17 protein-coding genes are annotated in these 22,636 nt (G+C 53.9%); 14 read left to right on the top strand and 3 right to left on the bottom strand.

Features of this window, described 5'->3' with window-relative positions; all coding sequences use genetic code 11:
- The first annotated feature begins 130 nt into the window (after positions 1 to 130).
- The 3 genes from prpC (at position 131) to prpF (ending at position 5,410) form a co-directional block, all read left to right on the top strand.
- Positions 131 to 1,264, top strand: coding sequence for a bifunctional 2-methylcitrate synthase/citrate synthase (gene prpC / locus WG929_RS06745; protein ID WP_416205426.1), 1,134 nt, complete (start codon positions 131 to 133; stop codon positions 1,262 to 1,264).
- A gap of 232 nt (positions 1,265 to 1,496) precedes the next feature.
- Positions 1,497 to 4,115: a Fe/S-dependent 2-methylisocitrate dehydratase AcnD gene (gene acnD, locus WG929_RS06740; protein ID WP_416205425.1), complete on the top strand. Its 2,619-nt coding sequence runs from the start codon at positions 1,497 to 1,499 to the stop codon at positions 4,113 to 4,115.
- 116 nt (positions 4,116 to 4,231) lie between these two features.
- Positions 4,232 to 5,410: a 2-methylaconitate cis-trans isomerase PrpF gene (gene prpF / locus WG929_RS06735; protein ID WP_416205424.1), complete on the top strand. Its 1,179-nt coding sequence runs from the start codon at positions 4,232 to 4,234 to the stop codon at positions 5,408 to 5,410.
- 133 nt (positions 5,411 to 5,543) lie between these two features.
- Here the strand turns inward: prpF and WG929_RS06730 are convergent, their stop codons facing one another.
- The 3 genes from WG929_RS06730 to rne form a co-directional block, all read right to left on the bottom strand.
- A complete protein-coding gene (locus tag WG929_RS06730) occupies positions 5,544 to 8,969 on the bottom strand; it encodes an ATP-binding protein (RefSeq protein WP_416205423.1) in 3,426 nt (1,141 codons plus the stop codon).
- A 58-nt stretch (positions 8,970 to 9,027) separates the two neighbouring features.
- On the bottom strand, positions 9,028 to 10,074 hold the full coding sequence (locus WG929_RS06725) for an HD-GYP domain-containing protein (protein WP_416205422.1): 1,047 nt from the start codon (positions 10,072 to 10,074) through the stop codon (positions 9,028 to 9,030).
- Between the two features lie 306 nt (positions 10,075 to 10,380).
- On the bottom strand, positions 10,381 to 13,869 hold the full coding sequence (gene rne, locus WG929_RS06720; protein WP_416205421.1) for a ribonuclease E: 3,489 nt from the start codon (positions 13,867 to 13,869) through the stop codon (positions 10,381 to 10,383).
- A gap of 251 nt (positions 13,870 to 14,120) precedes the next feature.
- On the opposite strand from rne, the gene WG929_RS06715 reads away from it, so the two are divergent.
- The 11 genes from WG929_RS06715 (at position 14,121) to fabF (ending at position 22,631) form a co-directional block, all read left to right on the top strand.
- Positions 14,121 to 14,507 (top strand): hypothetical protein, encoded by a 387-nt coding sequence (locus tag WG929_RS06715; RefSeq protein WP_416205420.1) that lies wholly within the window; start codon positions 14,121 to 14,123, stop codon positions 14,505 to 14,507.
- Between the two features lie 53 nt (positions 14,508 to 14,560).
- Positions 14,561 to 15,598 (top strand): RluA family pseudouridine synthase, encoded by a 1,038-nt coding sequence (locus WG929_RS06710; protein WP_416205419.1) that lies wholly within the window; start codon positions 14,561 to 14,563, stop codon positions 15,596 to 15,598.
- Positions 15,588 to 16,241, top strand: coding sequence for an HAD-IA family hydrolase (locus WG929_RS06705; protein ID WP_416205418.1), 654 nt, complete (start codon positions 15,588 to 15,590; stop codon positions 16,239 to 16,241). Before WG929_RS06710 ends, WG929_RS06705 begins: the two co-directional genes overlap by 11 nt.
- 173 nt (positions 16,242 to 16,414) lie before the next feature.
- On the top strand, positions 16,415 to 17,368 hold the full coding sequence (locus WG929_RS06700) for a S49 family peptidase (protein WP_416205417.1): 954 nt from the start codon (positions 16,415 to 16,417) through the stop codon (positions 17,366 to 17,368).
- Positions 17,369 to 17,432: 64 nt separating this feature from the next.
- Positions 17,433 to 17,948, top strand: coding sequence for a YceD family protein (locus WG929_RS06695; protein ID WP_416205416.1), 516 nt, complete (start codon positions 17,433 to 17,435; stop codon positions 17,946 to 17,948).
- Between the two features lie 14 nt (positions 17,949 to 17,962).
- Positions 17,963 to 18,148, top strand: coding sequence for a 50S ribosomal protein L32 (gene rpmF, locus WG929_RS06690; RefSeq protein ID WP_369854575.1), 186 nt, complete (start codon positions 17,963 to 17,965; stop codon positions 18,146 to 18,148).
- Position 18,149: 1 nt separating this feature from the next.
- Complete coding sequence (gene plsX, locus WG929_RS06685; RefSeq protein ID WP_416205415.1) at positions 18,150 to 19,160, top strand: phosphate acyltransferase PlsX; 1,011 nt, start codon at positions 18,150 to 18,152, stop codon at positions 19,158 to 19,160.
- A gap of 197 nt (positions 19,161 to 19,357) precedes the next feature.
- Positions 19,358 to 20,302, top strand: a complete 945-nt coding sequence (gene fabD, locus WG929_RS06680) for an ACP S-malonyltransferase (protein ID WP_416205414.1) — start codon at positions 19,358 to 19,360, stop codon at positions 20,300 to 20,302.
- Positions 20,299 to 21,039: a 3-oxoacyl-ACP reductase FabG gene (gene fabG / locus WG929_RS06675; RefSeq protein ID WP_416205413.1), complete on the top strand. Its 741-nt coding sequence runs from the start codon at positions 20,299 to 20,301 to the stop codon at positions 21,037 to 21,039. Before fabD ends, fabG begins: the two co-directional genes overlap by 4 nt.
- A 42-nt stretch (positions 21,040 to 21,081) precedes the next feature.
- The gene (gene acpP / locus WG929_RS06670) at positions 21,082 to 21,315 is read left to right on the top strand and encodes an acyl carrier protein (RefSeq protein ID WP_369854571.1); all 234 of its coding nucleotides are present in this window, start codon (positions 21,082 to 21,084) and stop codon (positions 21,313 to 21,315) included.
- Between the two features lie 74 nt (positions 21,316 to 21,389).
- Complete coding sequence (fabF, locus tag WG929_RS06665; protein WP_416205412.1) at positions 21,390 to 22,631, top strand: beta-ketoacyl-ACP synthase II; 1,242 nt, start codon at positions 21,390 to 21,392, stop codon at positions 22,629 to 22,631.
- Positions 22,632 to 22,636 lie beyond the last annotated feature (5 nt).

The following is a 22,636-nucleotide window of genomic DNA, read 5'->3' as shown; positions in this document are numbered from 1 at the left end:
TGACTCAATAACACCACCAGATCTGCCTCTGAAGCGATTGCGTTGTCGCTGCCGTGATTCTGGCAGCCAACGCTGCGCTGTGCCAGATGTGCAGATGTGGCAACTGACCAGTTTCGATGGAGCACAAAGTATGGCTGAAGCAAAAAAACTGAGTGGCGCAGGTTTGCGCGGACAATCTGCCGGTGAAACCGCGCTGTGTACGGTTGGTCAAACTGGCGCCGGTTTGACTTACCGGGGTTACGATATCAAGGAACTGGCCGACAAGGCCCAGTTTGAAGAAGTGGCGTATCTGCTGTTGTACGGCAAACTGCCCAACCAAGCCGAACTGGATGGCTACAAGGCCAAATTGAAAAGCCAACGTGCCTTGCCGCAAGCACTCAAAACCGTGCTGGAACAGATTCCGGCCGACGCCCATCCAATGGATGTGATGCGCACCGGTTGTTCGATGCTGGGTAACCTGGAAACCGAAGCAGACTTTGCCGAGCAATACGATAAGGTCGATCGTATGCTGGCGGTCTTCCCCGGCATGATCAACTACTGGTACAACTTCACCCACAACGACGGCCTGCGTATCGAGGTAGACACTGACGCTGACAGCATCGGCGAACAGTTTCTCTGGACTTTACACAATAAAAAGCCAGAACCATTACACGTAGATGTGATGCACGCTTCGCTGATTCTGTACGCCGAACACGAATTCAACGCCTCGACCTTTACCGCCCGTGTCTGTGCTTCCACATTGAGCGACATTCACAGCTGCGTGACCGCTGCGATTGGTTCTCTGCGTGGCCCGTTGCACGGCGGAGCCAATGAAGCGGCCATGGCAATGATCGAACACTGGCGCTCGGCAGAAGAAGCCGAAGATGCGGTGATGGGCATGCTGGCGCGCAAGGACAAGATCATGGGTTTTGGCCATGCCATCTACCGTGAATCGGATCCGCGTAACGCCATCATCAAGGAATGGTCGAAAAAGCTGTCTGAGCAAACCGGTGACGAGTACCTGTACGCAGTATCCGAGCGGGTTGAGGCGGTCATGTGGCGCGAGAAAAAGCTGTTTTGTAACGCCGATTTCTTCCACGCCTCGGCGTATAGCTTTATGGGGATTCCGACCAAGTTGTTTACCCCAATATTTGTCTGCTCGCGGGCTTCTGGCTGGTGTGCTCACGTGATTGAGCAGCGCGCCAACAACCGGATTATTCGCCCATCGGCGGATTACACCGGCCCTGAAAGTGCTGCTTGGGTCGCGATTGAAGATCGGGTTTGATCCCCGGTTATCTCGGCGGCAAGTCACTTCCTGCGGTATGAACTGGCTTGCCCCGCAGCGGTTTGGATTCCCACGCAGGCATGTGGGAATCTGGCCATCCGCTTTTTCAGACTCTAGATCGGCGTATCGGGTAGCGTGTGTGTATCCGTAGGATGTATTAGCGGAACGCGTAATACATCAAACCAGAATTTCAAAAAAACGGCCGTCGCTAACGACCGGAAGAGAGAACATCATGAACACTGAATTCCGTAAAAACCTGCCAGGTACCGACCTCGATTACTACGACACCCGTGCGGCGGTCGATGCCATTCAGCCCGGTGCCTATGCCAAACTGCCGTACACCTCGCGGGTGCTGGCGGAACAGCTGGTACGTCGTTGTGAACCCGCCGAATTGACGGATGCCCTGAAGCAGTTGATTGAACGCAAGCGCGATCTCGACTTTCCATGGTATCCGGCCCGTGTTGTATGTCACGACATTCTGGGGCAAACCGCATTGGTGGATCTGGCTGGCTTACGGGATGCCATTGCCGATCAGGGCGGTGACCCGGCCAAAGTGAATCCAGTGGTACCGACCCAGCTGATTGTTGACCATTCGCTGGCGGTGGAAGCCGCAGGTTTTGATCCAGACGCGTTTGAGAAAAACCGGGCGATTGAAGACCGTCGTAATGCCGACCGTTTCCATTTTATTGAGTGGACCAAAACCGCATTCGAGAACGTCGATGTTATTCCGGCCGGTAACGGCATCATGCACCAGATCAACCTGGAAAAAATGTCGCCGGTAGTTCAGGTACAAGCTGACGACAGCGGTAAACAGGTGGCTTTCCCGGACACCTGTGTTGGTACCGATTCCCATACGCCACACGTGGATGCACTGGGTGTTATCGCCATTGGTGTGGGTGGTCTGGAAGCTGAAACCGTGATGCTGGGCCTGCCATCGATGATGCGCCTGCCAGACATTATTGGCGTCAGACTGATTGGCAAGCGTCAGCCCGGCATTACTGCCACCGATATCGTACTGGCGCTGACTGAGTTTTTGCGACAGCAGCGGGTAGTAGGGGGATACGTTGAATTCTTTGGGGAAGGGGCGTCCAGCCTGACCATTGGTGACCGCGCTACTATTTCCAATATGACCCCAGAATTTGGTGCTACGGCAGCGATGTTCTATATCGATTCGCAGACCATCGATTACCTGAAATTAACCGGTCGTGAGCCGGAGCAAGTGGCGCTGGTTGAGTTGTACGCCAAAGAAACAGGTTTGTGGGCAGATGCCCTGGTGGCTGCGGACTACGAACGGGTACTGCAATTTGACCTCTCGACCGTGGTGCGTAATATGGCCGGGCCGTCTAACCCGCACCGTCGTTTGCCAACCTCGGATCTGACTGAACGTGGTATTGCCGATGAAGGTAAGTTGGCGTCTGGCAAGCAAGAAGAGGCCGATGGCCTGATGCCGGATGGTGCCGTAATCATTGCTGCTATCACCTCCTGTACCAATACCTCGAATCCGCGCAACGTAGTAGCTGCCGCCTTGTTGGCGAAAAAAGCCAACGCACTGGGCCTGACCCGCAAGCCTTGGGTCAAGAGTTCATTTGCACCGGGTTCCAAGGTCGCCAAACTGTACCTGGAAGAAGCCGGTCTGCTGACGGAACTGGAAAAGCTTGGTTTTGGCATCGTCGCCTACGCCTGTACCACCTGTAACGGCATGTCGGGCGCGCTGGATCCTGTGATCCAGCAAGAAATCATCGACCGTGATCTGTACGCCACGGCAGTCCTGTCCGGTAACCGCAACTTCGATGGCCGTATTCACCCGTATGCCAAGCAGGCGTTCCTGGCCTCGCCACCGCTGGTGGTTGCCTACGCGATTGCCGGTACGGTGCGTTTTGATATTGAAAAAGACGTACTGGCGGTGGTGGACGGTAAAGAGATTACGCTGAAAGACCTGTGGCCATCCGATGAAGAAATCGACGCCATTGTCGCATCGGCGGTCAAGCCTGAGCAGTTTCGGCAGATTTATATCCCGATGTTTGATCTCGGTGAAATCGAACAAGCCAAGAGTCCGCTGTACGACTGGCGTCCGATGTCGACCTATATCCGCCGTCCTCCCTATTGGGAAGGTGCATTGGCCGGTGAGCGCAGCATGAAGGACATGCGTCCACTGGCGGTGTTGGGAGACAACATCACGACCGATCACCTGTCGCCTTCCAATGCTATTCAGGCCAACAGCGCAGCGGGTGAATACTGCGCCAAAATGGGCCTGCCGGAAGAAGACTTCAACTCCTATGCGACACACCGGGGTGATCACCTCACCGCCCAGCGAGCCACGTTCGCCAACCCGAAATTGCTGAACGAAATGTGCCGCGATGAGAACGGCGAAGTCATTCAGGGTTCTCTGGCGCGAGTTGAGCCAGAAGGCGAACAGATGCGCATGTGGGAAGCCATTGAAACCTACATGAATCGCAAACAGCCACTGATCATCGTGGCCGGTGCCGATTATGGTCAGGGATCCTCCCGCGACTGGGCTGCCAAGGGCGTACGTCTGGCCGGTGTCGAAGTCATTGTGGCGGAAGGTTTCGAGCGCATTCACCGCACCAATCTGGTGGGGATGGGCGTATTACCGGTGGAATTCAAACCGGGTACCACGCGCCTGACGCTGAATCTGGACGGCACGGAAACCTACACCGTCAAGGGCTCCATCTCGCCAGGTTGCGAGCTGAGCATTGAAATCACTCGCCGTAATGGAGAGCTACTGGAAGTGCCCGTGACCTGTCGTCTGGATACCGCCACGGAAGTGCGTGTGTATAACGCCGGTGGGGTATTGCAGATGTTTGCCAAGGATTTTCTGCAAAGCGCCTGAGGTTTGCCGGCCACGCCAGAATCTGGGGTCGGGTGTATTCGCCGAAGGCGTTATGCCCTGCTCTGAATGTCAAAATGTTTAGCGTGCGCGGTGCGCACCCGCCCTAGGAGTCGAGCATGTCTCACGTGCCTCAAATCAAAATTCCCGCGACCTATATTCGCGGTGGTACATCAAAAGGTGTTTTTTTCCGCCTTGATGATCTGCCTGAGCCTTGCAAGGTGGCGGGTGAAGCCCGTGACAAACTCTTGCTGCGGGTGATTGGCAGCCCGGATCCCTATGGCCAGCAGATTGACGGTATGGGCGGCGCGACGTCCAGTACCAGCAAAACGGTGATTCTGGCCAAAAGTGCCGAGCCCGGCCATGACGTGGATTATCTGTTTGGTCAGGTCGCTATCAACAAGGCGTTTGTTGACTGGTCGGGTAATTGCGGCAATCTGACCGCCGCCGTCGGTGCCTTCGCCATTATGTCCGGTTTTGTCGCTGCCGAACGGGTACCGGAAAACGGTATCTGCACGGTGCGCATCTGGCAAAAGAACATCAGCAAAACCATCATCGCACATGTACCTGTCAGCCATGGTGAAGTGCAGGAAACCGGTGATTTTGAGCTGGACGGCGTGACTTTTCCGGCGGCGGAAGTGGCCATTGAATTTATGGATCCCGCCGATGGCGAAGGATCGATGTTTCCGACCGGTAATCTGGTGGATGATCTCGAAGTCCCTGGCATTGGCACCTTCAGGGCGACCATGATCAATGCCGGTATTCCGACGATTTTTGTGAACGCGGCCGATATCGGTTACACCGGCACCGAGCTGCAAAAAGACATCAATTCCGATGCCGAAGCGCTGGCACGTTTTGAAACCATGCGGGCCTGGGGTGCGGTGAAAATGGGGCTGATTGCCGATATATCCGAAGCCGCTGCACGTCAGCACACGCCTAAAATTGCGTTTGTGGCTCCGGCAACAGCGTATGTCTCATCCAGTGGCAAGCAGATCTTTGCCGGTGACATCGACGTGTGTGTACGTGCCTTGTCGATGGGCAAACTACACCACGCCATGATGGGAACGGCTTCTGTGGCGATTGCTACTGCTGCCGCAGTGCCCGGCACCCTGGTGAATCTGGCAGCCGGTGGGGTTGAGCGTGACTCGGTTACCTTCGGTCATCCCTCCGGTACGTTGCGGGTGGGGGCAGCGGCGGAGATTGTAAAGGGTGAATGGCGGGCTAAGAAAGCCGTGATGAGCCGTTCTGCACGGGTGTTGATGGAAGGTTTTGTACGTATTCCGGGTGATGCGTTTTAGCCGTCTGACAGGCGCTTCGGTCTTGGGCTGACGTCGATGTTGGCTGACAATGAGTCCCTGTGACCTGCGTTCACGATGCTCCTCGCGGAACGCAGTTTTTTTGCCTCCGGTTTTTATTAACCGGGGGCGTTTTTTATGGCAGTTCAGTACTGGTCAGCAGAGTGTGGTATTTGCTCATCAGATTTTCGATCAGAACGATATCAAAGGTATCGATGGCGGCGAGCAGGTTGCTGGCCATTTCGGCGAGCGGATTAATCCTTTTTTCAGTCGATAATTGTTGTAATGCGACGGCGAACTGGCTGATGTCTTTCAGGCTATGGGTTTGTCGCGCCTGTTCGTACAGCGGCATCAGCTGATCCTTGACGCTTTCCAGTACGGCCGTGTCCAGCTGATAGGGGGATGTGTTCGTCTCTGGCAGCGTGTCCAGACTGGCAGCAGCCGGTTCTCGCACGACCAAAAATTGTTTCAGTGTATTGATCAGCTCACGCCGCAAGACCGGTTTGTGCAGGTGGGCATCAAAGAGCTGCAGGTCTGGGGCCGATTCTCCGCCCCGGATGACCGAGGCTGTCAGTGCAATAATACGCAGATCCGGGTAACGTTTTTGTAAAATCCGCGTCGCTTCATACCCATCCAGCACCGGCATGCGGATATCCATCAGCACCAGATCTGGCTGGATCTGTTCCACTACTTCCAGTGCTTCCTGGCCATTGGCTGCCTGTAGAATTCTGACACGGGAGTTGTCAAAAATGCGGGCAATCAGCTCGCGATTGTTGTCAATATCGTCGACGACCAGAATATTACAGGGTTCGAAGTCGTTGACGCTGAGGTGATTGGTGAGTTGTCGGGAGTGCATCTGTTCTGCCGTACCGGCTGCGACCGAGGCGATATCCATTCCAATCAGCTTGATGGTAAATGTGGAGCCTTGTCCGAAAGCGCTGACGACAGAAATACTGCCTCCCATCATTTCGATCAACCGCCGAGAAATAGCCAGACCCAGCCCGGTACCACCGGCATGTCTGCCGCCAGGTGATGACAGCTGTTCAAACTCGGTAAAAATGGCGTCCATATGACCGGATTCAATTCCTATACCTGTGTCGCTGATGGATATTTCAAGGTCGACCTTGCTGAGATGGCCGTTGTTTTGCAAGGTGCGGGAGGTCAGGGTAACGGCGCCCTGGTCGGTGAATTTGACGGCATTACCGACCAGGTTGATCAGGATCTGTCGTAACCGGACATCATCCAGCAGCAGAAACAGTGGCAGTTTGACGTCAGTGTTGACGACCAGACTGAGGCCCTTGGCGGTCACCGCGAGGGAAAAGAACTGGGCGATTTCGTCAATCAGGGCATTGACGTTGGTTGGTACTCTGGCCATGTCCATTTTGCCAGACTCTATTTTTGACAGATCCAGCACATCGTTGATCAGCTGCAGTAACGAACCGCTGGCCTTGTGTACCGTGTCGACGTAAGAACGCAAGCGGGGCTGATCCAGCTGTTCGCTTAATAGCTCGGTAAAACCGATAATCGCATTCATCGGGGTGCGGATTTCGTGGCTCATGTTGGCGAGGAATTCCGACTTTGCCCGACTGGCGACTTCGGCCTTGTCTCGGGCACGGGCAAGTTCTGCCGTCAGTCGTTTGTGCTCGGATATATCTTTCAGGACGGCGTAAATGGCCGGCTGGCCTTCATAGTTGATGCGGGTCAGGGACATGTCGAGCCAGCGTTGGGTGCCATCGACACGACGAACCACCAGTTCCAGATGAAAGGCACCGTTATTGAGACAGGTCGAAAATGCTCGGGTAATCACTTCCTCTGATTCACGGCCATCGGGTTGGGTTGGAGGGGTGGTGTCTGCGAGTTTCATACCGGCGAGGTTACGGCCATCGCGGTAACCCAGCAGTTGTTCCGTGGCGTGATTGTGCGCAATACACTCGCCAAACTGAAAAATCAGGTTGCCTTCGGTTGCTTCCTTGAATAATGCCTTGAAATTGTCGCGTTCGGTTTGTAATGCCAGTTCGGTCTGCTTGCGTTGGTCGACTTCTTTACTCAGGCGTCGGTTCCAGTAAATGCTGATAATGATATAGAGAATAAAAACACCGATCACGCGGGCGATTAATCCGTAGTCGATTCGTTCGGCAAACTGTACGTCCGACCATTTATTCAGAATGGCGAGTCGATCCGCATCACTGAGTTTGACGCCGGTGGCGAGAATGGCCGAGGTCAGCTCCGGTGTTTGGCGGCTGACCATAATGGCTGGCTGGACGACCACATTGATTTTGCCGACTACCTTGATATTACGATGATTTTCCAGCCGCAACAGATGATTGGCCTGTGTCAGGGGCATGGTGATCGCGTCGAGCTGACCGGCTTCGAGCATGTCCAGCATCTGGTTAACCGAGGCGATACGGATCAGCGACAAGCCGGGAATTTTTTCAGACAGGGTTTGGCTAAAGCTGGCAGCAGCAAGGACGCCAACCCGTTGGTTATAAAGCTGCTGTTCGTCGTCAATAAAGCTTTTCTCTGCCGTCATCAGCACGACAATGGGCGTTGCCAGTAAGGTCACAACCGGTTGGTAGTGCGGGCTGAATTCGGGGTTGTTGAGGTCGCCGATAATAATGTCGGCGTTGCCACCGCTTTTGGCTGGAACAAAGCGGACGCCCAGTTCCTTGCCGACGCGGTTAAAGTATTCGCCCGCGATGCCTTCAATTTGATCGCCATTGATCACGATCAGCGGTGGCAGGGAGCGGGCATCAACCTCTATTTTTGGATGCTGGTGCAGCCATTCGATTTCGTCCCGTGACAATAGCAGCTGGTTTTCGATCACAGGGTGATCGGGTAACCATTCCTGCGACAGGTTGTTGATATCTGCTGCCGATACTTCCAGAAGTGCCTTGTTGAGGATGCCTTGCAATATGGGCTGTGATTGGGGCACGGCCATATTCAGATCCATCGCGCCGTAGGGAATCAGCGGCTTGATATTGATAATGCCCTGCTGAGAGAGTTTATAATGCAGGACAGCATAAATACCAATCAGCAGGTCAGCCCGGCCTTCCAGAACCATACGAATGGCTTCGTCCTGGTTGGGAACATTAATAATATTGATACCCGGGTAGTGGTCGCGCACGGTTTCGTCAATGGCATAGCCACTGGGGATCACGATACGTTGTTTTAGCAGGATATCCTTGCTGGTGCCAACGAAGTCGCTGTGACCAAAAAAATACTCGTTGAGGCGGGTGTAGGGTTGGGTGAAACGCAGGTATGTCGAGCGTAACGGGGTTTGGGCTAATGAGGGCAGAATCATGATGTCGCCGGATCTGGCATCACGCAGCAAGTTGGGCCAGTCATCGATACGGTAATCTGGCTTGATACCCAGTGATGCCAGAATATTGCTGATCAGGCGTTGGGATATGCCATCCGGGTTGCCGTTATAGTTAACAAAGTCAAAAGGTGCCCATTCGCGTTCGACACCCACCGTGACGGTTGGATGGGAATCGATCCAGTTTTGCTCTTCCTGGGTAAGTTCCAGAGCGGCCACTGGCAAAGAACACAGAATGACAGCCATTGCCAGGGCGGCAGCCTGACAGTGCGCATGGATATTCCGGTATGCCAGACTGAGGGGACTATACTTCAGCAAGGTTAATAAACTGATCAAGGTTGTCACGAAAGAGTTCAACCAGATAGGGATCAAAGTGGGTTCCACTGTTGTTAATGATATAGGCGACGGTGTCTTCCACTGTCCAGGCCGGTTTGTAAACCCGCTTATGGGTCAAGGCGTCAAAGACATCGGCCACGGCAACAATACGCCCGTAGATATGAATATCGTGGCCCTTTAGGCCACGAGGGTAGCCACTGCCATCCCAGTGCTCATGATGTTGCCAGGCAATGATATCGGCAGCCTTGAGAATTCTGCGCGGCGAGTTTTTAAGGAAGTCATGTGCCCGGGTGGTGTGGGTTTTCATGACCTCATATTCTTCCGCCGTCAATTTGCTGGGCTTGTGCAAGATAGCTTCAGGAACAAACACCTTGCCAATGTCGTGCATGGGAGAGGCGTGGAAGATAACGATGGCATCTTCTTCTGTCAGGCTGTTGTGTAATTGCGCCAGTAGCTGTGAATATTCGGCTACCCGTTTGATATGACGCCCGGTTTCGTCGGAGGTGAATTCCATCAGCTCGGTCAGGATATGGATCATCTCCAGCTGGGTTTGTTCCAGCTCGGAGAGCAGGCGTCTTTCGGTCAGCTCTACTTTTTGGCGCAGGTTGATATTGTGTTTTTGCAGCAGCGCCTTGGCAGTATGTAATTCCAGATGAGTGCGCACTCTGGCAAGCAACTCTGCCGCATGAAACGGTTTGACGATGTAATCGACCCCACCCAGTTCAAAACCGCGCACAACCGAATCGACATCGGCTCGGGCGGTAAGGAAAATAACCGGAACGTCGCGGTGTTTGAGATCCATGCGGATACGCTTGCACACTTCAAAGCCATCGATATCTGGCATCATGACGTCGAGTAATATCAGGTCAAAAGACTGGGTTCGCATCAGTGCCAGGGCATCATTGCCGGACATGGCGTAAGACAGTTCATAGTTGTCTTCACGCAGAATATTCATTGCAACCTGAATATTGTTGGCAACGTCATCGACTACCAGAATACGCGAAAGTTGATCCACTTGTTCTTCCACCCTGTCCTTATGTTGGCATGGTCTAAAACTAGCACGTCGACCGGTCGGGGAGAATGTTACTGGCGGAAATGTTTTGCCCTGGTTGAATATTTCAGCAGGATTGGTCCAATAATGAGCCAACTTTGTTGCATTGATCTGTCGGCCAAATGGTGGGTAATGCGATGAAGCAAAAGAGGAGCTGATCAGTGAGCCAAAAAAGCCTGCGCGTGGCAGGCTTTTTAGCAGACAGGCTTTCAATTGCCGGGTTGGAGGGTAGTCAGACTCCGGGGAGTCTGACATTCCGCCCGCAGGGCATCAGGATGGCGTTTTCTGGTCTGCGGTTGTTTCCTTGTCAGCTTCTTCAGGGCCAGAGGTGCCTGAGTCGGCCTGGTTGTGGCTGGTTGCCGTTGGTGCCACTTCGTTATCGGCTTCATGCGCCGCTACTTCCGTATCAGCCCGTACGGCTTCTGCAATGGCCGGTGCTTCAACCTTGGTTGCATCATTGGTTGTGTCATCCGCTGGAGTGGGGGTCTCAGCCGTCGCCTGTTCCGTTTCCACCGGTGCGGTAGTGTCCAACGCTTGTTGTTCCGTTACTGTTTCTTGCGGTTCAGCGCTGGTCTGGTTGCGTGGATCGTTCGGTGCCCGATAATTTGGACGACGATTACGGCGACGGCGGTTGGGTGCTGTTTGCTCCTCCGTTGCTGCTGTTTCGGTTTCAACTGCTTCGGTAGCGGTTGTTGGCTCTGTGGCTTCAGTAGCTGTGACCGTTTCAACGTTTGCTACAATTTCAGTCGTCTCAATGACTTCTTCTGCTGATTCTGCCACTGCTGCCGTGATGACTGCCGTTGGCACAACGACCGTTTCTACGACAGTTTCTGCTACTGTTTCTGCAATAGAGGTAGATGCATCTGTTGCTGCCGTCGTTTCGTCAGGAGTGTTGACTGCCAGAGTGTCAGTTGCAGGCGAGCTGTCTTCTGCGGTTGCCTTTTTATTCGCAACTTCTACCTCAACCTCCGCGTTTACCCCAACGTTGGCTTCGGTGTCAGTCGTTTCCAGCGTGGTTGTTGCTTCCGGGGTGGATTCCGTTTGCTCATCACGATTGGAGCGACTGCGTCCACGACGACGACGACGGGGGCGGCTTTCTTCAGTCGCCTCTGCTTCTTCCGGTGCTTGGACGGTTTCCGCTTTTGCTGCGGTTTTCTCTGCAACAGCAGCTGTCACTGCTTCCTCAGTGGTTTCAGGCGTGTTGCTGTCGTCGATTTTTGTTTCCGCTGCAACCGTCCCGGTGCTGCCCTCTGGAGTGGTGTTGTCATTCGCGGTTACTGTTTCAGTAGCCGTCGTTTCAGCTGTAGCGACTTCTTCAACCACGATTTCAGTTGCGGTTTCCGCAACAACTTCCGTAGCCGTGTCTGCCACTTGACGATCTTCGTTACGGTTGCGACGACGACGACGCGAGCGACGCGGTGATTTGTCTTCACTGCTGGTCTCGCTGGCAGAATTGTCGGTTGTCGTGCTCGCTGTATCGGCATTTCGTCTGGTCGCTGCGACAGGCTGGTTTTCACCTTCTTCGGCACCGGGTTTCGGGGTTTCGCGGCGGAACTCGCTGTTGCCACCACGGCTACGGTCACGACGTGGGCGACGACGGTTGTTTGACGAGGAGTTGTCTGTCGTATGGTCAGAAACTTCCTGGTTGTCGCTGGTGGTTTCGGTGCTAACCGTATCATCCGTCACATCTTCAGGGCGTTCACGGCGACGATTACGACTGCGACTGCGGTTCACTTCCCGGTTTTGTTGTTCGCCGTCGGTATTATCGGTAGTGCCGGTCTGACGCTCTTCGCGGCGAGGGCGGCTGTTGCGCTCATCGTTACGGTTGCTGCGTGGCTTGTCTGCATCTGTCCGGGAGTCGCCGCTGTTGGTGTTGCCAGCCGTATTGTTGCGACGGCGGCGACCATTGTTATCGGAACGCTCGTCATTACGGGACGATTCTGTGCGACGACGGGGATTGCTACTGCCACTGGCTGCTGGCGTCGTGGTGACGACCGGCTTGACGGATGGGGTAGCGGTGCTGGTATCGCTGCCAAACAGGCCGGAAAGAAATGAAGCCACTTTTTCTATCATGCCAGGGTTGCTTGCAGCGGCAGTCGCTGTCGCTACTGGAGCAGCTACTGTTGTTACCGGTTCTGGTGCTTCTGTGGCCTCGACCGGCTTGGCATGGCTGACGCCCTTGACGGCTGCCTGCTGGGTTTTAGCGGTTTCTTTGATGTTGGTATCGATGCCGTACTCTGGCTCTACTTCGTCAAAGCGGTGCTCGTAGGAGACTTCACCCACCAGGGTGTCGTCTGGACGCAAGCGCAGCACTTCGAAGTGCGGGGTGTCCATGTTCGGATTTGGCAATACCACTACGCGGTTGCCGTGACGGCTTTCGATGGCGTCAATCAGCTTGCGTTTTTCGTTCAGCAGGAAGCTGGCGACGGATACGGGCACAATGGCGCGTACCTGGCCGGTGTTTTCCTTGGCGGCCTCTTCTTCAATCAGGCGCAGAATCGACAGTCCGGTGGATTGGATATCACGGATGACACCCGTGCCATTACAGCGCGGGCAAACGTGACCACTGGTTTCTTCCAGTGAGGGACGCAGGCGCTGACGAGACATTTCCATCAACCCAAAACGGGAAATGCGGCCAACTTGTACGCGGGCGCGATCCATTTCAAGGGCTTTTTTCAGGCGGGTTTCGACTTCACGCTGATGCTTGTTGGAAAGCATATCGATAAAGTCGATAACAACCAGGCCGCCCATGTCACGCAGGCGCAGCTGACGGGCGATTTCATCCGCAGCTTCAAGGTTGGTATTGAAGGCAGTGTCTTCAATATCGGTGCCTTTGGTGGCACGTGAGGAGTTGATGTCGATCGACACCAGCGCTTCGGTCGGATCGATCACAATCGAACCGCCAGCAGGCAGTTTGACTTCGCGCTGGAAGGCGCTTTCGATCTGGGTTTCGATCTGGTAGCGATTGAACAGGGGCACGCTGTCGTTGTAGCGCTTGAACTTGTTCTGGTAGTGCGGCATTACTTGCTGCACAAAGCCCAGGGCTTCGTCGTAGGCGGCATCGGTGTCAATCAGCACTTCACCGACGTCCTGGCGCAGGTAGTCGCGAATAGCCCGAATAATGACGTTACTTTCTTGCAGCAGTAGGGCAGGGGCCTTGACGTCGCCATAGGCGCGCTGAATGGCATCCCACAGTTGCACCAGGTAGTCGAGATCCCATTGCAGTTCCTGACCACTGCGGCCAATACCTGCCGTACGGACGATAACGCCCATTTTGTCGGGAACGGTGACGTCTTTCATGGCTTCGCGCAGCTCGGTGCGTTCGTCACCTTCGATACGACGGGAAATGCCACCGGCACGGGGGTTGTTGGGCATTAGCACCAGATAGCGACCTGCCAGGCTGACCTGGGTGGTCAGGGCTGCGCCTTTGTTGCCGCGTTCTTCCTTGTCGACCTGGACAATGATTTCCTGACCTTCACGCAGCACATCCTTGATGTTGATGCGGCCAGGGCCGGGATCGCGGGCAAAGTATTCCCTGGAAATTTCTTTCAGCGGCAGAAAGCCATGGCGCTCGGCACCAAAATCTACAAACGCCGCTTCAAGACTGGGCTCGATACGGGTAATCCTGCCTTTGTAGATGTTTGACTTCTTCTGTTCGCGGGCACCGGATTCAATATCCAGGTCGTAGAGTTTTTGGCCGTCTACCAGGGCTACGCGCAACTCTTCAGGTTGAGTCGCGTTAATCAGCATTCTTTTCATGCAGTACAAATTGCTCAGTAGGGCAACGTACTCTGGTGGCAATTCCAACCGTTAATCCGATTGGCCAGTACCAAAATGTTTATGGGTGCTTTGCCTCAGCCTGCCAGCGCCGTACATAGGAGTGCACGGACGGTGTCAGGTTGTATGCATAGGTGCCTTTGTTCAGGCTCCGACACGTCAGGTTGCTGTCTGTTATTCACTCTGGACGCCTGGCACGCTGCGGCAGAGGTATTAGCGCTGCGGGAGGTGGCTTGCTTCAGAGTGTTGCCCAGACCGGTTTCTGGTCTGGTATCGGCAACACGATCCATAATTTGATAATGCGAGATTGCCAGCAGGTCGCTGCGTGGTTTATCTCACCGGGCGGCGCCAACAAGGTTGATCATACAAAGCAAGGTTTGGCGGACGTTTTGTGTGTCCGGGGACTCTTGTGGCCGGGGCTGAAGCAAATTGCCTTCCGCTATCTCACTGACCCGTCAAGTCCGACTCTCGTTTGTACGACCTGTTATGCTGGCAAGCCTGCCGTGTTAAATCTTGCGAAGAGTTTTGTTGCTGACTCTTCTTCTTCTATACTCGCCGCTTTTGATGTTGGCGATACTTGCATCGGTCAAAATGTTTGTGTAAGACCCGAATGCCGCTGAAATATAGCAACAAAGTCTGACGTCAGCAAAGTATTAGATTTCCTGCAGCTGCTATGCAGCTCCCAATTCTCTTCAAATCCGACGGCTGTAGCAGCAAAAGCGTCGGTGGTTATCCTGAATATATGGCAAAGTTTGAAATAGATACCACCAAGGTGTCGTTACTGGAAGTGACGGCTGATAACGACGGCCAGCGTGTCGATAACTTTTTGTTGTCGGTATTGGGGAAAGTACCCAAAGCGATGGTGTATCGCATTATTCGCAAAGGCGAAGTGCGGATAAACAAGGGGCGAGTAAAGGCCGACTCGCGTGTTTCTACCGGTGACGTGGTGCGTATCCCGCCAGTGCGATTGCCACAGGAGCAGGCGGTAGGACACGCTTCGGCAGAATTGCTGGCTGGTCTGAAAAGGGCGATTGTTTATGAAGACGATGCCTTGATTGCCATTAACAAACCTCACGGGCTGGCTGTTCATGGTGGCAGTGGTGTTAATTTGGGTTTAATCGAAGCACTGCGACAATTGTATCCTGAGCACAGCTTTCTTGAACTGGTGCACCGGCTCGACCGAGACACCTCTGGCATTATTCTGGTCGCACGCAAACGCTCAGCGCTGGTGGCGTTGCAAAAAATGCTGGTTAATAAAGTTGGCATACGCAAACGATATCTTGCTTTGGTGCACGGCCATTGGCCGCAGGCGGTGACGGAGGTCAAGGCACCACTGAAGAAGTCCGAACGACAGTCGGGGGAGCGCATTATGCTGGTCGATGCCGAGGGCAAAGCCTGTCATACCCGTTATCGGCTATTGTCGAGTGGCCCGCACTATTCATTGTTGGAAGCGGAGCCAGTGACCGGTCGAACCCACCAGATTCGGGTGCATTGCCAGTTTCAAGGCTACGCCATTGCCGGCGACGAGAAATATCGTGACAGGGCGCAGGTGGCAATAGACCAGCAGCATGGTATACGTCGGCTGTTTTTGCACGCCTTGCGGCTGGAGTTTCGCCACCCGTTGAGCGGGGAGTCCTTGTCTCTGGCGGCCCCTCCGAATGCAGACTTTGAGCGGCTACTTATAAAGGAAGGCTGCAACTATGGGTTTTGACCTTATTATTTTTGACTGGGACGGCACCCTGGCGGATTCTACCGGTCGGATTGTCGACAGTATGCAGCGGGCAGGCAGGATTGTTGGCTTGCCGCTGGTAACGGATGCCCAGGTACAAAATATTATCGGCCTTGGCTTGCCTGAGGCGGTGGAAACGCTCTGGCCAGCGATCGATGAAGAACAAATGGCGGCGATGAAAGAATGTTACGCCCGCCATTTTGTTTCCGACAGCCCGATACCGATGGGGTTGTTTGCCGGGGCAGAAACGATGCTGGCACGGTTGCAGGAGCGGGGGGTGCTACTTGCTGTTGCGACGGGCAAGAGTCGTCGGGGACTGGATCGGATTCTCGATGATCTCACCCTGAGGCACCGGTTTGCCGCGACACGCTGTGCTGATGAATCCCGTTCCAAGCCGGATCCGTTGATGCTGCAAGAGCTGCTGGCGCAATTAAGAATTCCAGCGTCGCGGGCGTTGATGGTAGGTGACACCACGTATGATCTGGATATGGCCAATGCGGCGGGCGTGGCGGGCGTGGCAATGAGTCACGGTGCCCATGATGAGCTGGCCTTGCTGGGTTGTCGGCCACTGGCGATGTGTCATAGCATTGCTGAGCTCGATGTCTGGATAGCGCAGGCCCTGTAGGGCACATCTATAAATGACTAGGCTCGATATGACGGCGTTAAAAATCGACTAAACATGCTCATTCATTATTCATGAATTGCGTTTTTTCGTCGATTTTTGCCTTGTCCTTTTGTTGCTTGTTACATTTTAGATGCACCCTGTAAGTTATTACTGGATAAACTGGAACCAAAGGCATGAATCGTCCCGAAGACAGCAGTAAAGAATGGAAGTTGATTGAAAAGCTGGTGATGGATTTGCAGAAAGAGCAGCGTCGCTCGCGCCGTTGGGGCATATTTTTCCGGGTGCTGACTTTCAGTTACCTGTTTCTGTTGTTGTGGATGTTCCGCATGCCGCTAGAAGATGCGGCGGGGTCTGCGGACGGTGGCCAGTTTGCTGCCGTCGTTGAGGTGACGGGTGCCATTGCTGCCGACAAGGAAGCGAATGCCGATGCCTTGATTACCGCTATCCGTAATGCGTTTGATGACCCTGATGCGCTTGGGCTGATCTTGCGGATCAACTCGCCGGGTGGCAGTCCGGTGCAGGCAGGTTATGTCTACGATGAAATCAAACGACTCAAAGCGACCCGCGCTGATTTTCCGGTGTATGCCGTGATTGTTGATCTCGGGGCTTCCGGTGCTTATTACATTGCAGCAGCGGCTGATGAAATTTATGCCGACAAGGCCAGTCTGGTCGGATCGATCGGAGTGGTTGGGTCTGGTTTCGGTTTTGTCGGAGTCATGGATAAATTCGGTGTTGAGCGCAGAAGCTATACGTCAGGAGAGCACAAGGGATTTCTTGATCCGTTCCTGCCCGAGCGTGAAGATGAGCGTGAGTTCTGGGAAAGTGTTCTGGCGGTTACCCATAAGCAGTTTATTGAACAGGTTCGGAATGGCCGGGGTGATCGGCTGAAAGAAACACCGGATATGTTCAGTGGCCTGATCTGGTCCGGTGAACAGGCGCTGGATATGGGGCTGATTGACGGCCTGTCTTCTACCAGCAAGCTGGCGCGGGACAAGCTGGATACCGAAACACTGGTGAATTTCACCTTACGCCCAAACCGGTTTGAAGAATTGGTCGGGCGCTTGGGTGCCAGTATGGGTCACGGTATATCCAGTGTTTTTCTGGATCAGGGCATCACGCTGCGCTGATCCTGGCGTTGGCGGTTAAATAATTTTGACAACGGGAGGCGAGATACCTATTATCTCGCGCACTATGGCAGAGGCACAAATACCCCACCGGGTTGATGCGACCAAACTTGTTGAGCATAATCAGCAACTTAGGGCGGCAATCAACAGTTCCGATCTTCCTCGTCTGAACGAAGCGGTAGACCAGTGCCTGGCACCGGTCGACTGCATTGTTTCTTTCGAAAAGGATGCTGAACGTTTTCGTATGATTGTGGGTAGTTGTTCTACTCGTGTCGTCATGACTTGCCAGCGCTGCTTGGGAAGTGTGGAGATAGCGGTTGGTAGCCAGTTTTCACTGGGTTTGGTTTTTAATGACGAGCAGGCCAGAAATTTGCCGAAACGTCTGGAGCCAGTGGAGATGGACGAAAATGGTGTGATCGACTTATGGTCGGTGTTGGAGGACGAAGTGCTGTTAGCGCTGCCTGCGTTCCCGACCCATCCTGAGTCTGAATGCCAGATTCAGCAGCCCGAGCCTGAAGACATAATCAGTAACGAAAAGCGGCCCAACCCGTTTGACGTTTTGGCACAGCTCAAACAGAAATAGTGTAGGAGCCAATCATGGCTGTTCAGCAAAACAAAGTAACTCGATCCAAGCGTGGAATGCGTCGTTCACACGATGCCCTGGATACTGCTTCAGTAGCACTGTCCACTGATCCAACTACCGGTGAAATTCACCGTCGTCACCATGTGACTGCAGACGGTTTCTACCGTGGCAAAAAAGTCGTGGAGACTGGCAACAGCTAAGATGTTGACCATTGCGGTAGATGCCATGGGCGGGGACTTAGGTCCCCGCGCTGCGTTCTGTGGCTGCAAAAATCTGCTTGGCAAGCATCGACAGGTTGCAGTATTACTCTTCGTTGAGCAAGGCTGGGTTGAAGAAGCAAGCCGCAATACAGCAGATTTTTCTGATCGTGTCAGAATTGTAGGCTGCGGTACCAGTATCGCTGCCGATGAAAAACCCTCTGTAGTACTCAAGAAACGCCAGTCTTCATCCATGGTGATGGCCTTGTGCGCCTATCGTGACGGTGAAGCGCAGGGTGTTCTGTCGGTCGGAAGTACTGGCGCATTGATGATTCTTTCTCGTCGGTTACTCGGTGTCCTGCCTGGAATCGACCGTCCCGCGCTGGCCACTCAGATACCCACCCGTGGCAAACCGCTACTATTGCTGGATCTTGGGGCTTCTCTTGGTGCAACGTCGGCGCAACTGGTGCAGTTTGCTGTACTGGGTGTTGCCTGGTGTCACTCAATGACTATCACCAAGCCTGGAGTCGGGCTGCTCAATGTGGGTCATGAATCGGGTAAAGGGACTGAAGAAATTCGTGCTGCTGACGCCATACTCAGCTGTTTGTTGCCCGATAATTACGCCGGTTTTTATGAAGGGGATGACCTCTACCGTGGTGATTTGGATGTGATGGTCTGTGATGGATTCACTGGCAATATCGCGTTGAAAACCAGTGAAGGCCTGACAGAATGGTTAACCCAGATGGTGACAGAAGAATTGAAGCAGCATTGGGTTTTACGCTTGGTGTCGCCTTTGTTGCGGCAGGCATTCAAGCGTATTCACAAACGGATTGCTCCGGCCCGTCATGGCGGAGCCATGTTGCTGGGTATTGACGGTGTGGTGGTGAAAACTCATGGCAAATCGGATGTATCGACTTATGAGTTCGCCATGGGATATTTGGTTGAACAGGCAAGAAATCATGACCGAGAAGCACTGATTCGGCAGATTTTACCCATGCAAAAGGCGATTGCCTGAAACAAATTCATTAAAATTGTGCCGATTGGGTGTTTACTGGAGCGAGTGACAATCCTACTATGGCGCCGCTTTCGGGTTGCGGGCACTGTGTCGAGTTTTTATCCTGTGCTCTGGTTCAAGTCCGAATGCAGTTTCCAACTGGTATAAACAGACATTCGTTACCGCAACAACAGCCAACCGACTTGGTGATTGAATAGATGACAGAAGTAATCGCAATTTTCCCTGGTCAGGGTGCTCAGCAAGTGGGCATGCTGGCCGATCTGGCCGCAGAGTACAGTCTGATTGGCGAAACTTTTGCGCAAGCGTCAGAAGCCGTTGGTATGGATCTTTGGGCTTTGATCCAGAATGGCCCGGCAGAAACACTGAATCTTACCTACAACGCCCAGCCTGTTTTACTCACCTCAAGTGTTGCAATATTACGTCTGATCCAGGCCCATTGTCCGGCGTTGCAGATTGTTGCCGCAGCGGGTCATTCACTGGGTGAGTATTCGGCTCTGGTGGCTGCGGATAGCATTGATTTTGTTGATGCTGTACGCCTGGTGCGCCAGCGTGGGCAACTGATGGAGCAGGCGGTGCCTGCTGGTCAGGGCGGCATGGCTGCGATTCTCGGACTTGACGAAGCGACGATACGCCAGGTCTGTGACGATGCCAGTGCTGCAGGTGTTGTTGAACCGGCCAACTTTAATGCGCCAGGTCAAATTGTTATCGCCGGTGCGATGACGGGTATTGAAAAAGCCATCGAACTGGCCAAGGCTGCAGGTGCCAAGCGTGCTTTACCGCTGGCAGTGAGCGGGCCGTTTCATTCCAGTCTGATGCGTGCTGCAGCGGAAGAATTCAAGGATGCCCTGGCTGCTGTGCAGTGGCGGGCTGCTGAGTTTCCGGTATACCACAATGTGGATAACGCGCCAGCCCCCTTGGCTGAAGTCCAGGAAAAACTGCTGGGCCAGCTGTACAGTCCGGTTAACTGGACCGGGGCGGTTGCGGCCGTTCGCAGTAAGGCCGATGTGGCCATCGAATTTGGCCCAGGCAAGGTATTGGCGGGTCTGAATAAACGTATTGACAAAACCTTGGCTACCTATGGTACCGGCGATCTTGCCAGCGCTCAGGCGGCTATGGCCATGATTCAAGGACAACAAGCATGACAGATAAAGCACTGGCACTGGTCACTGGCGCTTCCCGAGGTATTGGGCGCGCGGTGGCAGAAAGCCTGGCAGGCAAGGGATACAAGGTAATTGGTACGGCGACCAGTGAATCGGGTGCGGTTGCGATTCGTGAGGCGCTGCAGGCTATTGATGAGGATAATGACGCGATTGTGCTGAATATCTCTGATGCCGAGCAAACCAGTACCGCCTTGAAGGCACTGGTGGCAGAGCATGGTACACCGGCAGTATTGGTTAATAACGCTGGTATTACCCGCGATAACCTGTTCTTGCGCATGAGCGATGACGAATGGAATGCAGTGATCAACACCAACCTGACCGGCGTGTTCCGTGTTTGCAAGGCGCTGGTCAAACCGATGATCAAGGTGAAAGCCGGTGCGATTATCAATGTAAGCTCCATTATCGGTACTACCGGTAATGCGGGTCAGGCTAACTACGCAGCGGCCAAGGCCGGTCTGGAAGGCTTTACCCGTTCACTGGCACAGGAAGTGGCCAGCCGCAACATTACGGTTAACTGTGTTGCACCGGGCTTTATCAAAACAGACATGACGGACGTCTTGCCTGAAGCCCAAAAAGAAGCCATCCTGTCGTCCATTCCGAGCAAGCGCTTGGGGCGGCCAGACGAGATTGCCAGTGCTGTTGCCTTTTTGGCCAGTGACGAAGCGAAATACATTACAGGCCAGACCATTCATGTGAATGGCGGTATGAATATGGGTTAAGGTCGCACTGACCTTCGAAACACTGAAACGGTAGGAAAAACCATGAGCAATATCGAAGAACGCGTAAAAAAAATCGTCTGCGAACAACTGGGCGTTAAAGAAGACGAAGTGAAAGCGGCTTCTTCTTTCGTAGATGATCTGGGTGCAGACTCTCTGGACACTGTTGAGCTGGTAATGGCTCTGGAAGAAGAATTCGAAACAGAAATTCCAGACGAAGATGCCGAGAAGCTGACTACCGTTCAGGAAGCAATCGACTACATCGTTGCGAATCTGTAATAATCGCGACGTCTGAAAGCCGCCTCTTCGGACGCGGCTTTTTTTGTGTCTGAGACGGGGAAACCAATACAGTGATGACGAAACGACGCGTAGTGGTAACGGGCCTGGGAACTGTTAACCCAATGGGTCTGGACGTGGCGACAACCTGGCAGGCAGTGTGTCAGGGCAAATCCGGCATCGGGCCGGTAACGCATTTTGATGCCAGCAGCTATTCGACCCGAATTGTTGGAGCAGTGAAAAATTTCGACATAACCAGTGTTATGTCGGCCAAGGAAGCGCGCAAACTCGATCCATTTTTGCAATACGCCATGGTTGCAGCAGAGCAGGCAATGCAGGATGCCGGATTCTCTGATGATATTGACTTCAACCGCTTCGGCGTTGCCGTAGGCTCAGGTATCGGTGGTCTGAATACCATTGAACAGAATTATCAGCAGCTGGTTAAGAGTGGCCCTCGCCGGGTATCTCCTTTTCTGGTGCCGGCAGCCGTGATCAATATGGCGTCGGGCAATATTGCCATTCGGCATGGCTTGAAAGGCCCCAACTTTGCTATTACCACCGCCTGCACTACGGGTACTCACAATATCGGTTATGCGGCTCGTACCATTGCCTATGGTGACGCTGATCTGATGCTGGCAGGGGGGACGGAAGGTTCATCTTCACCGCTGGGAATGGCCGGTTTTGCTGCGGCCAGAGCCATGAGCACCCGTAATGATGAACCAGAAAAAGCCAGTCGCCCGTGGGACAAGGATCGTGACGGCTTTGTCCTGAGTGATGGTGCCGCTATTCTGGTGCTGGAATCGCTGGAGCATGCCCAGGCTCGTGGTGCGCGTATCTATGCCGAACTGATCGGTTTGGGGATGAGTGATGACGCCTACCACGTTACCAGCCCTCCCGCAGATGGTTCCGGCGCTTGTGCGGCCATGACCAATGCGCTGAAAGATGGTGGTGTGACGCCGGAGCAGGTGGATTACATCAATGCTCACGGTACTTCTACACAAGTGGGCGATATTGCCGAAACCAACGCCATCAAGAAACTGTTTGGTGACCAGGCCTACAAGCTGGCGGTATCTTCGACCAAATCCATGACCGGCCACTTACTGGGCGCAGCCGGAGCAATCGAAGCCATGTTCACCGTGCTGGCGATTCAGGATGGCATCATTCCGCCGACGATCAACCTCGACAACCCGGATGACGGCTGTGATCTGGATTATGTGCCGCACATTGCCCGCAAGGCGGATGTGTCGATTGCACTGTCCAATTCTTTCGGCTTTGGTGGCACCAACGGTAGCTTGCTGTTCTCACGTTTTAACGGCTGAGACGG

The sequence above is a fragment of the Oceanobacter antarcticus genome (assembly GCF_044962685.1).
Classification (GTDB): Bacteria; Pseudomonadota; Gammaproteobacteria; order Pseudomonadales; family Oceanobacteraceae; genus Oceanobacter; species Oceanobacter antarcticus.
Note: the sequence above shows the minus strand (reverse complement) of the source record. Positions and strands in the feature narration are given on the sequence as shown.